The following is a 14,129-nucleotide window of genomic DNA, read 5'->3' on the forward strand; positions in this document are numbered from 1 at the left end:
TGGCGCGCGGGGGGCCCCCCCCCACCCGCCGCCCCCCAAAAAAACCCCCGGCCCCCACCGCCCCCGCTTCCTTTCAACCAGCGATGTGGGCCAGGCTTACTTCGCAGCCGGGGCCGGCGCAGCCGCCTCGGTCTTGCCCTTCATCATCTCGTCGCGGGCCGCCTTGAACGGGTTGCCCTCGTACCAGTTCGGCCACTGGCCGCCCACTGCGATGGCCTTGCCCACGCCGTGCAGCAGTTCCAGGTCTTCCACGGTGCCGTCCAGCTTCCAGGTGCTGGCGTCGTACTCGTCCTTCGGGCCGTGGTAACGGTCGCGGCCGTATGCTTCAGCCGCCTTGCGGCCGGCATCCACGCCACCGTCGATCAGGTCCTCACCACCGTCGGCATACAGCGCCGGCACGCCGGCCTTGGCGAAGTTGAAGTGGTCCGAACGGAAGTAGAAACCGCTCTGCACCGAGGTTTCGCCATGCAGCGTGCGGCCCTTCTCCGCCGCCAGCGGCTTGAGGATGTCCTCCAGCTGCGAGCTGCCGAAGCCGGTGACGGTCAGGTCCTTGGCCTTGCCGGCCACCGACATCGCATCGATGTTGATCACACCGGCAATCTTGTCCAGCGGGAAGGTCGGGTGGTTCACGTAGTACTTCGATCCCAGCAGGCCCGATTCTTCCAGCGTCACCGCCAGGAATACCACCGAACGCTCCGGTGCCGGCTGCTCATGCGCCATCGCGTCGGCGATCTCCAGGATGCCGGCCACGCCGGTGGCGTTGTCGATGGCACCGTTGTAGATGTTGTCGCCCTGCTCGCCTTCATGCTTGCCCAGGTGGTCCCAGTGCGCCATGTACAGCACGGCCTCGTCGGCATGCTTGGTGCCCGGCAGCACGCCGACCACGTTGCGCGACTTCTTCTCGGCGATGGTGCTCTTCAGGTCCAGCGAGATCTTCGCCTTCAGCGGTACCGGCTTGAAGCCGCGCTTGTTGGCATCCTTGTAGGCCTGGTCCAGGTCCAGGCCGGCATCGGCGAACAGCTGGCGCGCCGCATCGGCACTCAGCCAGCCCTGCGCCGGCAGGCGGGGTTCCGGATCGTCCTTGGCCGGCAGGTCGTACTGCGGGCCGGCCCACGAGTTCTTGACCACATCCCAACCGTACGAGGCGCCGGCGGTGTCATGCACGATCAGCGCCGCGGCGGCACCCTTGCGGGCGGCCTCCTCGAACTTGTAGGTCCAGCGGCCGTAGTAGGTCATGCGCTTGCCGTCGAACAGCTTCTCGTCGTTGACGTGGAAGCCCGGGTCGTTGACGAACATGACCACCGTCTTGCCCTTCCAGTCCTGGCCGGCGTAGTCGTTCCACTTCTGCTCCGGCGCATCCACGCCGTAGCCGACGAAGACCAGGTCGCTGCCGTCGATCTTCACTTCCTTCTGGCCACTGCGGGTGCCGATCACCATGTCGGTGCCGAACTTCAGGTCGCGCTGCTTGCCGGCTTGGTCCAGCTTCAGGACGGTGGTCTCATCGGCGGTGGTTTCGGTCATCGCCACCTCCTGGAACCAGCTGTCGCCATTACCCGGCTGCAGGCCGATGCGCTGCATCTGGTCGCGGATGTACTCCACCGTGCGGTCTTCGCCGGTGCTGCCCGGCGCGCGGCCTTCGAACTCATCCGATGACAGGGTCTTGACCAGCTCGCCGAAGTCGCCGGCGTTGATCTCGGCAGAGAAGGCGTGGCCGGCGGCGGCCGGGGCGGTATCAGCAGCCGGCGCGGCGGCCGGTGCGGTGGTCTCGCCCTTGCACGCGGTGAGCGCGGCGGTGGCAGCCAGGCACAACAGAAGTTTGCGGGACATCATGGATTCCTGGAGACAAAGGGCCGGTGCGCAGGCACCGGGTAAAAGAGTATCAATCGCTGGGCGCGGCGTCGGTGTCGAACGGCACGGGTTCGGCACCGGTGACCGGGCCGATGCTGGCCGTACGATGCACGTACAGCACGACCTCCCGCTCGAAATGCAGCTCGCCGGCGACGGACGCCTTCGGGCCGATGATCACGCGCGGCTTGCGCGGCGCGCTGAGCGAGATGTTGAAGTTGGGCTTCTCGACGTGGATGCCGCCCTCGACCTGCGAGCCGACGCCGACGGTAATGTCACCGTTGACCGTCGTAATGCTGTTGCGCAGGCGCGTCTCGACCAGGCCGATGCCACCGTTGACGGTTTCGATGCTGCCTTCGACCTGGCTGCCGCGATCGGTGAAGATGCTGCCGTTGACCGTTTCCAGGTTGCCGCCCGCGATCACGCGGGGGCCGATCACGATCCTGCCGTTGACGGTCGAGACGCTGCCGGTGCGCGCACCTTCGTCCACGGCAATGCTGCCATTGACGGTCTCGATGCTGTGGGTGCTCGCGCCGGCGCCCACCTTGATGTTGCCGTTCACCGTTTCCAGGTCGCCATAGGCCTGGCCGGGTTCAGCCGTAATGCTGCCATTGACCTTGCTGATGTCGTCAGCGGCCCAGGCCGACCCGCAGGGGATCATCAGGGCCAACAGCAGCGGAAGCGGGGAAAGTTTCATGGGGGCATCGTCCGGTATGCGGCTGGCAGGCCGCCTTCAGGAATGTCACCATGCAGCGCTGCGATCCGCATCTGCCTGAAGTCACTGGAAAGCCCTTGCGCCCCAACGTCTTTTCCTCACGCCGGAATAACAATCCGACCGCTGGGCACGGCCGTGGCTCGCGCTGGCCGGTAGCGCTGTCGGCGCTGGCATTGATTCTGGCAATGATCGGCGCTGCGCCGCTGGCCGCGCAGAACCCGAAGGAGGCCGAACGCAAGCTGCAGAAGCTGCGTACCGAGCTCAAGGGCGTCGCCCAGGAACGCCGCACATTGGAAGGGCAGCGTGGGCAGGCCTCGCGCCAGCTGCGCGAGGCCGATGAGAAGGTTGCCCGCACCGGCCGCGTGCTGGCCCAGACCGAAACCGCGCTGCAGCGCGAGACCCGCGCCCTGGAGGAACTGCAGCAGCGCCGCACCGAACTGCAGGCCGGCTTGAAGGCGCAGCGCCAGGAACTGGCCTCACTGCTGCGCGCCGCCTACCGGATCGGCAACAACGCACCGTTGAAGCTGCTGCTGTCGCAGGACCGGGTGGCCGATGCCAACCGCACCCTCGCCTACCACCGCTACCTGCAGCGCGAACGCGCCCGGCGCATCGGCGCGCTGACCGCCGACCTGACCGAACTGGAAACGGTGGAAGCGCAGATCGAAGAACGCCGGCAGGCGCTGGAAGGCACCCGCCAGCAGCAGAAGCAGCAGGCCGCCAGCCTGGCCCAGGACCGACGCACCCGCGCGCAGACCGTGGCCAGCCTGGACGAACGCTACAAGGACCGCAGCGAACGCGAAAAAGCGCTGGGCCAGGATGCCAAGGCGTTGGAAACGCTGCTGGCCAACCTGCGTGCCGCCGCCGCGCGCGCCGAAGCCGAACGCCGTGCCGCCGCGCGCCGCGCCGCCGCGGAAAAGGCCGCCGCCGAGAAGGCCGAGCGCGCTGCCGCCGCCAGTGGCACCAAGCCGCCGCCGCGCCCGGGCAAGACCCCACCGGCCGTGGCCTCGGCGCCGGCCCCCAAGGTGGGCGGCCTGGGCTGGCCGCTGTCGGGCAACCTGCTGGCGCGCTATGGCGGCAAGCTGCCGGACGGGCGCACCAGCAGTGGTGTACTGATCAGCGCGCCCGCGGGCAGCACGGTCACCGCCGTCGCCGATGGCACCGTGGTGTTCTCCGACTGGATGACCGGCTACGGCATGATCCTGATCGTCGACCACGGCAACGGCTACATGAGCCTCTACGCACACAACGACACGCTGCTGCGCGATGCCGGTGGCACGGTGAAGAAGGGCGATGCCGTGGCCAAGGTCGGCAACTCGGGCGGGCAGGGCGTTACCGCGCTGTATTTTGAACTGCGTCGTAACGGGCAGCCGGTGGATCCGTCGTCGTGGCTGCAGCGCCGGTAGCCCCCCGTTCAACGGGAATTTACCGTGCCTTCGCGCATAATCGGGCCACGCATCATCGGTGCGTGTGGTCCCGTCCCCCGCTCAACCTGGAGTGCTTCATGCGCGTAGCCCGTTCCGCCACCCTGCTGCTGGCCCTGGTGCCGGCGCTGTCATGGGCGCAGCAGACCGCCCAGGTTCCGGAACGCGGCGGCGATGCGGCCTCCACCGAAGAGGCGGTGACCTCGCGTGTGCCGCTGGATGAAATCCGCCGCTACGTGGCCGTCTACAACGCGGTGCGTGCCGCGTATGTCGAACCCGTGGAAGACAAGAAACTGATGCAGTCGGCCATCCGTGGCCTGCTGCTGGACCTGGACCCGCACAGCACCTACTTCGACAAGGAAGATGCCGAAGCCTTCGACGAACAGGCCGAAGGTGCCTATGAAGGCATCGGCGTGGAGCTGCAGCAGCAGCCCGACAACAGCAGCCTCAAGGTCATCTCGCCGATCGACGACACCCCGGCGGCCAAGGCCGGCATCCTGGCCGGCGACCTGATCATCGCCATCGACGGCAAGCCGATCAGCGCGATCGAAGCCACCGAGCCGCTGCGCGGCAAGGCCGGCAGCAAGGTCATCCTCACCATCGTGCGCGAGGGCAAGCTGAAGCCGTTCGACGTGCCGATCACCCGCGAAACCATCCGCGTCACCAGCGTGCGCAGCCGCATGCTGGAACCCGGCTACGGCTACATTCGCCTGAGCACCTTCCAGGCCGATACCGGCGCCGATTTCCAGAAGCACGTGGCCCAGCTGCAGCAGCAGGCCGGCGGCAAGCTCAAGGGCCTGGTGCTGGACCTGCGCAGCAACCCCGGTGGCCTGCTCACCGCGGCGGTGCAGGTGGCCGATGACCTGCTCGACAAGGGCAACATCGTCAGCACCCGGGGCCGCATCGCGATCAGCGACGCGCGTTTCGACGCCACGCCCGGCGACCTGCTCAAGGGCGCGCCGGTGGTGGTACTGGCGGATGCCGGTTCGGCCAGCGCCTCCGAAGTGCTGGCGGGCGCACTGCGCGACAACGGCCGTGCCCGCGTGATTGGCAGCCGCACCTTCGGCAAGGGCTCGGTGCAGACCGTGCTGCCGCTGGACAACGGCGATTCGGTCAAGCTGACCACCGCGCGCTATTACACCCCGAGCGGCAAATCGATCCAGGCCACCGGCATCGTGCCCGACGTGGTGCTGGTGCCGGAGAAGAAGCCCGGCGAAGACGACGACCTGCCGGCCAGCCTGTCCGATTACAGCGAAGCGACCCTGCCGGGCCACCTGCGCGGTGACGAAGAGGGCGGCGAAGGCTACCAGGCCGGCGACGTGCTGCCCGGCGACGGCCCGATCAACGACGCGCTGGCCGAGTTGAAGCAGCCCGGTTCGGTGGCCGCCAAGCAGAAGGCCGAAGCGGCGAAGAAGCCGGTGCCCAAGGTCGAAGCAAAGCCGAAGCCGGAAGCAAAGCCGGAAGCAAAGCCGGAAGCAAAGCCGGAAGCAAAGCCGGAAGCAAAGCCGGAAGCAAAGCCGGAAGCAAAGCCGGAAGCAAAGCCGACGCCCTGACGTCGGACCCCCGGGGCGCGCACGCTTAGAACCCGTGCCGCTTCCGCAAGCGCCGCGCGATCGCTGCGCGCACGTACACCCCATACACCAGCCCGAACACGAACCCGGCAATGTGCGCCCACCAGGCCACCATGCCGAAGGTCGGGCCGATGTACGCGAACACCACCTGCAGCCCGGCCCACACCCCGATCAGCAGGTAGGCCGGCGCCCGCACGAATTCCAGGAACAGCCCCAGCGGGATCACCACCCCCAGCCGGGCGCCGGGGAACAGGGCCAGGTACGCCCCGATCAGCGCCGACACCGCGCCGCTGGCGCCGATGATGATCTGGTCCGGGCTGCCCATCGTGTAGATCGCGGTGAGGTTGGAGATTGCCCCGCCCACCAGGAACAGCAGGATCAGCCGCCACGGCCCCAGCACCCGCTCGGCGGGCAGGCCGAAGATCAGCAGGAACACCAGGTTGCCCAGCAGGTGCGACCAGTCCGCGTGCAGGAACAGCGCGGTGAACAACCGCAGCACGCTGCCGTCCTGGAAGGTGGCCCACCAGTCCAATGGCCGGGTCAGCCCGGTGGACAACGCGCCCCAGTCCATCCACAGGCTGCGCCGGGCATCGCCCGGACGCGAGATCGACCACAGGAATGCGGCCCATAGCGTCGCGAACAGCAGGGGCGTCGCCCAGCGGACGGCGGACTTCTTGCGGGAGGGGAGCGAGACGAACATGCGTGGGCGCTAGCCTAGCGCGGCAACGCGCCTGAAGGAGCGAAGACGCGTTCAGCCTGAATAGCCGGAAAGGGTGATCGCGTTATTGTTTCATTAACTGGTCTGGGTATACTCGCATACGGCGTCGTATGTCGGGAGGGGAATCCGGCGCGTTGTGTCAAGTCCTTCGGGGCCTGGGACAGCGCAGGCGCGCGTTGCCAAACCACACGCATTTCCGGAGAGAACAAACGATGCATACCGCTTCCACCCTCGCCCGCGTCACCGCCCTCGCTGTCGGCATCGCCGGTGTCCTGGCCGTTGGCCACGTCAACGCCGCCGCCTTCCAGCTGAAGGAAAACAGCGCCAAGGGCCTCGGCCGCGCCTTCGCCGGTTCGGGCAGCGCCCAGGGCGACGCCTCGATCATCGCGGTCAACCCGGCCGGCATGCGCCAGCTGGAAGGCACCCAGATCCAGGGCGACCTGAGCGCCATCAGCTTCAAGGCAGAATTCGAAGGCACCGGCCGCAAGCCGACCGGCCAGCCGCAGACCGGCGGTGACGGCGGCGACGCCGGCATGATTGCCCCGGTTCCGGCCGCGTACTTTCACATGCCGATCGGCGAAAAGGTTCACTTCGGTGTGTCGCTGACCGCTCCGTTCGGCTTCAAGACCGATTACGACAACGGCTGGGTGGGTCGCTACAGCGGCCTGAAGACCGACCTGAAGGCGATCGACCTGGGCTTTGCCGCCTCGTACGACGTCAACCCGTACGTGTCCTTCGGCGCGTCCGTGTTCGTTGAGCACCTGACCATCGAACTGAGCAACAACATCGACTTCGGCACCGCGCTGGCCCAGTCCCGCGTGCCGGGCTTCGCCCCGGGCAGCGCCGATGGCAAGCTGACCGTCGAAGGCGACAACAACGCCGTGGGCTGGACCGTCGGCGGCTTGTTCAGCCCCGATGAGAACACCCACATCGGCTTCAGCTACCGCTCCAAGGTCGAGCACAAGATCACCGGCGGCGACGCCACCTTCGACGTGCCGTCCAACGCTGCTGCCGTGCTGGCCGTTGCCCAGCCGGGTCGCTTCGTGACCACCTCGGGCAAGGCCACCGTGACCCTGCCGGCCTCGGCCACCATGAGCGTGACCCACAACATCAACGACAAGTGGACCGTGATGGGTGATGTCACCCGTACCGCATGGTCGACCGCGTTCGACCAGGTCACCATCGACTACGCCTCGGCGCAGCCGGACTCGGTGCTGGAATTCGGCTACCGTGACACCACCTTCGTGTCGCTGGGCGCCGACTACAAGCTGAGCGAGACCCTGACCCTGCGTGGCGGCGTCGCGTACGACCAGACCCCGACCACCGACGCACACCGCGACGTGCGCGTGCCGGACACCAGCCGCAAGTGGCTGTCGTTCGGCCTGGGCTGGACCCCGTCGGCGAACATGGAATACAACTTCGGTTATACCCACCTGTTCACCAGCGACCCGAACGTGAACATTGGCGCCACCACCAACAACCAGGGCAACTCGCTGACGGGCAAGTACAAGGTCCGCGGCGACGTGCTGGCTGCATCGTTCAACTACAAGTTCTGATCCACGGCGTTCGCGCCGCGTAACAGACGGAAGGCCCCGCGCAAGCGGGGCCTTCTGCGTTTGGGTCCTGCCGTTTCAACATTCGGGCGAACGACCCGCCGCATACAGCAGGCCCTGCCGCAGGTGGGCCAGGAAATCGCGGTTGCGGTACAGGCCCGTGTCATGGCCCAGGCCGGTGTACCAGCTGCGCCCGCCATCGAACGGGTGGCACCACGCGATGGGATGGTCGGCGCCCATGGTGCCGCCCTGGTACATGCGCTCGTCCACCGTGGCGATCACCTGCACGGCCGCACGCGGGTTGCTGCGGTAGTTGTACAGCTCGTCGCGTACCGGCCACGAGGTGCCCTGCGGCTTGCCCCCGCGCTCAGGCTGCACGCGGCTGAACTGCAGGCCTTCGGGGTGGTTCTTGAAATATGCGCCCACCAGCTGCCCATACCAGGGCCAGTCGTACTCCGTGTCGGCGGCCGAATGCACGCCCATGAACCCGCCACCCGCGCGGATGAAGGTCTCCATCGCCTGCTGCTGGGGGGCATCGAGCACATCGCCGGTGGTGTTGGCGAACACCACCACCCGGTAGCGGGCCAGGTTGGCGTCGTTGAAGTCGGCTGCGTTCTCGCTCTGGTCCACCGCCATGCGCTCGCGCTCGGCCAGCAGGCGTAGCGTGCTCACCGCGGTGGGAATGGAGTCGTGGCGGAACTTGGCGGTACTGGTGAACACCAGTACGCGCTCGTTGGCGGCCGCCATGGCCGCGGGAACGGTGGACAGGAACATCGCCAACAGCAACGGCAGGACATTTGGGCGCATGGCCGGATCATGCCACAGCCCCGTACAATCCCGGTCCGCGCGCAGCCGGCCGGGTGCCGCCTGCGGCGCAGGAACCGCTTCACGATCCATGACAAGGAAACCACATGTCGCCCGTTCTGCTTCGTTCCACCCTGGCCTTCGCCCTCTCCGCGCTGGCCGCGCCGGCCTTCGCCGCCGCTGATTTCGCCACCTGCTTCACCCTCACCCCGGGCCTGCGCTTCTCCACCGGCGATGAAACGCTGACCATCGAAAAGGCCACCTTCAACGGCCACGACGCGATCAAGGTGCACAGCGCCGGCGGTGGCGTCGGCACGGCCGCCTACTACGATGCCAGCGGCCGCCAGCTGCTGGGCCAGGACCGCTACGGCATCTCCGCCTGGGGCGGCGACGCTTCCCGGCCGGTGATGACCGATACCTTCAAGCCCGCGCCGACCTTCCCGCAGAGCGCCAAGCCGGGCGAGCGCTTCGTGGTCAACGGCAGCGGCGAACGCACCCACCACGTGGAAGAAACGGTCGAGCCGGTCGACTACGACGGCTTCAACGACTACACCTTCGTCGGCTTCGAAGACGTGGAGGCCACGGTCGACGACCAGCCGCGCACCTTCAAGGACACCTGCCACCTCACCGCGACCTTCGAAGACAACCGCATGGAAGCCTGGTACGCACCGGGGTTCGGCCGCATCAAGTTCGAGCGCTACATGGGCGAAGAACTGCTCCTGCGCGACGAGATCGAGGCGATCCACGCCGAGTGACGGCGCTGGCATCACCCACAAAAAACCCCGCTTTCGCGGGGTTTTTCGTTCAAACCATTACAACGCCGATCAATCGCCCAGGGTCAGCAGCGAGGCATTGCCGCCGGCCGCCGTGGTGTTCACGGTGACGGTCTTCTCGGTGGCAAAACGAAGCAGGTAGTGCGGGCCGCCGGCCTTCGGACCGGTGCCGGACAGGCCCTGGCCGCCGAACGGCTGCACGCCCACCACGGCACCAATCTGGTTGCGGTTGACGTACACGTTGCCCACGTTCACCCGCGAGGAAATGCGGTCCACGGTTTCGTCGATGCGCGAATGCACGCCCAGGGTGAGGCCATAGCCGGTGGCGTTGATCTGGTCGATCACCGCATCGAGCTGGTCGCCCTTCCAGCGGATCACGTGCAGCACCGGCCCGAAGATTTCCTTGTGCAGCTGGTCCAGGTTCTTCAGCTCATACGCGCGCGGCGCGAAGAAGGTGCCGTGTGCGGCGGCTTCGCTGAGTTCGGCAGCGGCGATCAGGCGCGCTTCCTTTTCCATGCGCACCGCATGTTCCTGCAGGATCTGCAGCGCATCGGCATCGATCACCGGGCCGACGTCGGTCGACAGCAGGCCCGGGTCGCCGATCTTCAGTTCGGCCATCGCACCTGCCAGCATGGTCATCACCTTGTCGGCGATGTCGTCCTGCACGAACAGCACGCGCGCGGCCGAGCAGCGCTGGCCGGCCGAGGTGAACGCCGAACCGATCGCATCCTTGACCAGCTGTTCCGGCAGCGCCGAGGAATCGGCGATGAAGGCGTTCTGGCCGCCGGTTTCGGCGATCAGCACGCCAATGGCGGCGTCACGCGCAGCCATCGCACGGTTGATCGCACGCGCGGTGTCGGTCGAACCGGTGAAGGCCACGCCGGCCACGCGCGGGTCGGCGGTGAGCGCGGCACCCACGGTGGCGCCGTCGCCGGGCAGGAACTGCACCACGCCTTCGGGCACGCCGGCATCCAGCAGCAGCTTCACCGCGTAATAGCCGATCAGGTTGGTCTGTTCGGCCGGCTTGGCGATCACGCTGTTACCGGCGGCGAGCGCGGCGGCAACCTGGCCCAGGAAGATCGCCAGCGGGAAGTTCCACGGGCTGATGCACACGAACACGCCGCGGCCGTGCAGCTGCAGTTCGTTGGATTCACCGGTCGGGCTGGGTAGCTTTTCGGCGTGGCCGAACTGCTCGCGCGCCTGCTTGGCGTAGTAACGCAGGAAGTCCACCGCTTCGCGCACTTCGGCGATGCCGTCGGGCAGGCTCTTGCCGGCTTCCTTGACGCACAGCGCCATGAACTCGGGCAGCCGTGCTTCCAGCTGGTCGGCGGCGTGCTCGAGGATTGCCGCACGGCTGGCGGCCGGGGTGCGGTTCCACTGCGGCTGTGCGGCCACGGCGTTGGCCAGGGCCTTTTCCACGGTGGCACTGTCGGCCGGCTGCCACTGGCCCACCACCTGGCGCGTATCGGCCGGGTTGACCACGTTCAACAGCGCGCCGGTGGGCTGTGCACCCGGCACCAGCGGGGCGGCCTGCCACGGCTTCACGGCCGCGTTGAGCTGCTCGGCCAGGGCGCGCAGATCGTTGTCGTTGGCGAGATTGACGCCCATGGAGTTCTTCCTGTCGTGGTTCTGGCTGCGCAGCAGGTCAACCGGCAGCGGGATTTTCGGGTGCGGAATGGAGTCGAACGAGGCCACGGCTTCGACCGGATCGCGGATCAGGTCGTCGATGGCCACTGCGTCGTCGGTGATGCGGTTGACGAAGCTGGAGTTGGCGCCGTTCTCGAGCAGGCGGCGCACCAGGTACGGCAGCAGGTCTTCGTGCGAACCCACCGGTGCGTACACGCGGCACGGCACGTTCAGGCGGTTGGCCGGCACCACTTCGGCATACAGGTCATCGCCCATGCCGTGCAGCTTCTGGTGTTCGTACTGGCCACCCTGCGCGATCGCCTGCACTGCGGCGATGGTGTGCGCGTTGTGCGTGGCGAACATCGGGTAGATCGCATCGGCATGGGTGAACAGACGCTTGGCGCAGGCCAGGTAGGACACGTCGGTGTTCTGCTTGCGGGTGAACACCGGGTAGGCCGGCAGGCCGTCGATCTGGGCGCGCTTGATTTCCGCATCCCAGTACGCGCCCTTGACCAGGCGCACCTGCAGGCGGCGACCAATGCGGCGGGCCAGGTCGGCCAGGTAGTCGATCGTGTACGGGGTGCGCTTCTGGTACGCCTGCACCACCACGCCGAAGCCTTCCCAGCCGGCCAGCGAGGCATCGCTCACCACCGCTTCGATGATGTCCAGCGACAGTTCCAGGCGGTCGGTTTCCTCGGCATCCACCGTGCAGCCGATGCCGTACGACTTGGCCAGCTGCGCCAGTTCAAGCACGCCCGGGACCAGGTCGGCCATCACGCGCGCGCGCTTGGCATGCTCGTAGCGCGGGTACAGCGCCGACAGCTTGATGGAAATGCCCGGGGCCGAATTGACGTCGCCGTCCGGGCGGCCGCCACGGGCCTTATGGTCGCCACCGATGGAGTGGATCGCGCGGCGGTAGTCTTCCAGGTAACGCTTGGCGTCCTTCATGGTCAGCGCGCCTTCGCCGAGCATGTCGAACGAATAGCGGTAGCTGGCGTTGTCGCCCTTGTGCGAGCGCGACAGCGCCTCGTCGATGGTGCGGCCCATGACGAACTGGTGGCCCATGATCTTCATCGCCTGGCGCACGGCCAGGCGGATCACCGGCTCACCCACACGGCCCATCAGGCGCGCGAACGCGCCCGGCACGTCGGCGCGGGTGGAGTCGTTGATCTGCACGATGTGGCCGGTGAGCATCAGGCCCCAGGTGGAGGCGTTGACCAGCACCGAATCGCTGCCGCCCAGGTGCTTCTTCCAGTCCGCTTCGCCCAGCTTGTCGCGGATCAGCTTGTCGGCGGTGTCCTGGTCCGGAATGCGCAGCAGCGCTTCGGCCACGCACATCAGCAGCACGCCTTCCTCGCTGCCCAGGTCGTACTGGCGCATGAAGGCTTCGATCGCGCCCTGGTCCTTGGCACGCACGCGCACGCGCTTGACCAGGTCGGCGGCGGTGGCCTGCACCGTGGCCTGTTCGTCGGCGGGCAGGCGCGCCTGCGCCAGCAGCTCGCGCACGTGGCTGGCCTCGTCCTTCATCCAGGCATCGGTGATGGCCTGGCGGAACGCATTGGGAACACCCGGCAGCTCGGGGGACAGCAGCGGCGGGCGGGAGGCGCCGGACGGGGCCGGGGCAGGGGGAAGCGCGGAAGGTGCGGTCATGCCGGTTGGCTCGTGGAAAACTTGACCATTTTAATCGCTTTTTCATCCGTGAAAGCAATCGGAGCTGCGCCGCAGATCACGTTCATAGCCTTTCATACAGGGGGATTCGGCGGATCCAGCAGTGTCGTTAAAAACTGTGCCGATTTCGTCAAAACCGTCGCCGATGCTTATGCTGTATTGCACCATTCCCAAAACTGTGAATGGACCCTTGCCGCTCGCGCGAGATCAGGGCTACCATCGAGACGTTTCCTGCGGCAGGAAAACGCGTCCCCCACGGGCGCTCGAATGAACGGAGTGTGCGGAGATGAACCCGCACCCGGTCGATCGCCGGTGTTCAGTGCATACCCCCATGGGGTGGGGGCTGATCGTCGGCGGGAAGAGAACCAGAAGGCTTGCTAGTGGCCAGCGATGGCTGCAACCGACGACGCTAAGGGTCTAGGCAATGAAGCAACGCAGAAAGTGGGGCACGCAGTTCGCAAAGGCAGTGGGGTGTGGGGCAGCGCTGATGGCGCCGGCACTGGCGTGGGCCCAATCGGCCGACCCGGTTCCGTGGCAGCTGAACATGGGCAAGGGGGTCACCCAGAGCTCGCGGTTGGCCTGGGAATCCAACATGTTCTCGCTGTGGGTGTGTACGGTCATCGGCGTGCTGGTGTTCGGCGCGATGTTCTATGCCATCTTCAAGTTCCGCAAATCCAAGGGGGCGGTAGCCGCCACCTTCAGCCACAACACCAAGGCCGAGATCGTCTGGACGGTGATTCCAGTGATCATCCTGGTGGTGATGGCGTGGCCGGCCACGGCCAACCTGATCAAGTTCTACGACACCCGCGATGCCGAAATGACCGTCAAGGTCACCGGCTACCAGTGGATGTGGAAGTACGAATACCTGGGCGAAGAGGTCACCTTCACCAGCCGCCTGGACCGCGAATCGGACCGGGTCCGGCAGAGCGGCAAGGTGCCCGATCGCGAGAGCCACCCGCATTACCTGCTCGACGTGGACAACCGCCTGGTGTTGCCGGTCGATACCAAGGTGCGTTTCGTCATCACCTCCGATGACGTGATCCACGCCTGGTGGGTGCCGGCGCTGGGCTGGAAGCAGGATGCCATTCCCGGTTTCGTCAACGAGGCCTGGACCAACATCGAGAAGGTCGGGGTGTACCGCGGCCAGTGCGCCGAGCTGTGCGGCAAGGACCATGGCTTCATGCCCATCGTGGTGGAAGCGGTGTCCAAGGAAGATTTCCAGAAGTGGCTGGCCGCCAAGCGGCCCAAGGCGCCCGATCCGGCGCCGGCACCGGCCGCACCGGAAGCCGCCCCTGCGCCCGCAGACCCGGCGGCGCCCGCACCCGAGGCTGCACCCGCAGCTGCACCGGCGCCTGAAAACGCCTGATATGAACCGCGGGGGGCCCCCCGCGGGCCCGGCGTCCCCCCCCCCCCCGGGGGGGGGGGGGGGGGGCGT

At 67.1% G+C, this 14,129-nt stretch carries 10 protein-coding genes; 5 read left to right on the forward strand and 5 right to left on the reverse strand.

Annotated elements, in window-relative coordinates:
* Positions 1-96 precede the first annotated feature (96 nt).
* Together QMX79_RS16385 and QMX79_RS16390 are read right to left on the reverse strand one after the other, a co-directional pair.
* Entirely contained in the window at positions 97-1,827 is a 1,731-nt protein-coding gene (locus QMX79_RS16385) for a M28 family metallopeptidase (RefSeq protein WP_282247674.1), read from the reverse strand.
* A gap of 52 nt (positions 1,828-1,879) precedes the next feature.
* On the reverse strand, positions 1,880-2,542 hold the full coding sequence (locus tag QMX79_RS16390) for a hypothetical protein (protein ID WP_282247675.1): 663 nt from the start codon (positions 2,540-2,542) through the stop codon (positions 1,880-1,882).
* Positions 2,543-2,745: 203 nt separating this feature from the next.
* On the opposite strand from QMX79_RS16390, the gene QMX79_RS16395 reads away from it, so the two are divergent.
* Positions 2,746-3,963, forward strand: a complete 1,218-nt coding sequence (locus tag QMX79_RS16395) for a peptidoglycan DD-metalloendopeptidase family protein (protein WP_282247676.1) — start codon at positions 2,746-2,748, stop codon at positions 3,961-3,963.
* Between the two features lie 98 nt (positions 3,964-4,061).
* Positions 4,062-5,534: a S41 family peptidase gene (locus tag QMX79_RS16400; protein WP_282247677.1), complete on the forward strand. Its 1,473-nt coding sequence runs from the start codon at positions 4,062-4,064 to the stop codon at positions 5,532-5,534.
* 25 nt (positions 5,535-5,559) lie between these two features.
* Here the strand turns inward: QMX79_RS16400 and QMX79_RS16405 are convergent, their stop codons facing one another.
* On the reverse strand, positions 5,560-6,252 hold the full coding sequence (locus QMX79_RS16405; RefSeq protein WP_282247678.1) for a rhomboid family intramembrane serine protease: 693 nt from the start codon (positions 6,250-6,252) through the stop codon (positions 5,560-5,562).
* A gap of 230 nt (positions 6,253-6,482) precedes the next feature.
* On the opposite strand from QMX79_RS16405, the gene QMX79_RS16410 reads away from it, so the two are divergent.
* Positions 6,483-7,826, forward strand: a complete 1,344-nt coding sequence (locus tag QMX79_RS16410) for an outer membrane protein transport protein (protein WP_282247679.1) — start codon at positions 6,483-6,485, stop codon at positions 7,824-7,826.
* 75 nt (positions 7,827-7,901) lie between these two features.
* On the opposite strand, the gene QMX79_RS16415 is transcribed toward QMX79_RS16410, so the two are convergent.
* Positions 7,902-8,630 (reverse strand): ThuA domain-containing protein, encoded by a 729-nt coding sequence (locus QMX79_RS16415; protein ID WP_282247680.1) that lies wholly within the window; start codon positions 8,628-8,630, stop codon positions 7,902-7,904.
* Positions 8,631-8,734: 104 nt separating this feature from the next.
* Between QMX79_RS16415 and QMX79_RS16420 the strand changes: the two genes are divergently transcribed.
* The gene (locus tag QMX79_RS16420) at positions 8,735-9,382 is read left to right on the forward strand and encodes a hypothetical protein (RefSeq protein ID WP_282247681.1); all 648 of its coding nucleotides are present in this window, start codon (positions 8,735-8,737) and stop codon (positions 9,380-9,382) included.
* Between the two features lie 69 nt (positions 9,383-9,451).
* Here QMX79_RS16420 and putA read toward each other — a convergent pair whose 3' ends face one another.
* Positions 9,452-12,676 (reverse strand): bifunctional proline dehydrogenase/L-glutamate gamma-semialdehyde dehydrogenase PutA, encoded by a 3,225-nt coding sequence (gene putA, locus QMX79_RS16425; RefSeq protein WP_282247682.1) that lies wholly within the window; start codon positions 12,674-12,676, stop codon positions 9,452-9,454.
* Between the two features lie 442 nt (positions 12,677-13,118).
* Here putA and coxB point away from each other — a divergent pair, with 442 nt between their 5' ends.
* Positions 13,119-14,060 (forward strand): cytochrome c oxidase subunit II, encoded by a 942-nt coding sequence (coxB, locus tag QMX79_RS16430; RefSeq protein ID WP_282247683.1) that lies wholly within the window; start codon positions 13,119-13,121, stop codon positions 14,058-14,060.
* Positions 14,061-14,129 lie beyond the last annotated feature (69 nt).

Origin of the sequence: Stenotrophomonas sp. PS02300 (assembly GCF_029959395.1) — a bacterium.
Lineage (GTDB): Bacteria > Pseudomonadota > Gammaproteobacteria > Xanthomonadales > Xanthomonadaceae > Stenotrophomonas > Stenotrophomonas maltophilia_AD.

What these genes read in the sequence shown, in the direction of transcription:
- coxB (WP_282247683.1), top strand. Translation starts at nt 13,119, where the DNA reads ATGAAGCAACGCAGAAAGTGGGGCACGCAGTTCGCAAAGGCAGTGGGG.
- putA (WP_282247682.1), bottom strand. Translation starts at nt 12,676, where the DNA reads ATGACCGCACCTTCCGCGCTTCCCCCTGCCCCGGCCCCGTCCGGCGCC.
- QMX79_RS16415 (WP_282247680.1), bottom strand. Translation starts at nt 8,630, where the DNA reads ATGCGCCCAAATGTCCTGCCGTTGCTGTTGGCGATGTTCCTGTCCACC.
- QMX79_RS16390 (WP_282247675.1), bottom strand. Translation starts at nt 2,542, where the DNA reads ATGAAACTTTCCCCGCTTCCGCTGCTGTTGGCCCTGATGATCCCCTGC.
- QMX79_RS16410 (WP_282247679.1), top strand. Translation starts at nt 6,483, where the DNA reads ATGCATACCGCTTCCACCCTCGCCCGCGTCACCGCCCTCGCTGTCGGC.
- QMX79_RS16385 (WP_282247674.1), bottom strand. Translation starts at nt 1,827, where the DNA reads ATGTCCCGCAAACTTCTGTTGTGCCTGGCTGCCACCGCCGCGCTCACC.
- QMX79_RS16420 (WP_282247681.1), top strand. Translation starts at nt 8,735, where the DNA reads ATGTCGCCCGTTCTGCTTCGTTCCACCCTGGCCTTCGCCCTCTCCGCG.
- QMX79_RS16395 (WP_282247676.1), top strand. Translation starts at nt 2,746, where the DNA reads ATGATCGGCGCTGCGCCGCTGGCCGCGCAGAACCCGAAGGAGGCCGAA.
- QMX79_RS16405 (WP_282247678.1), bottom strand. Translation starts at nt 6,252, where the DNA reads ATGTTCGTCTCGCTCCCCTCCCGCAAGAAGTCCGCCGTCCGCTGGGCG.
- QMX79_RS16400 (WP_282247677.1), top strand. Translation starts at nt 4,062, where the DNA reads ATGCGCGTAGCCCGTTCCGCCACCCTGCTGCTGGCCCTGGTGCCGGCG.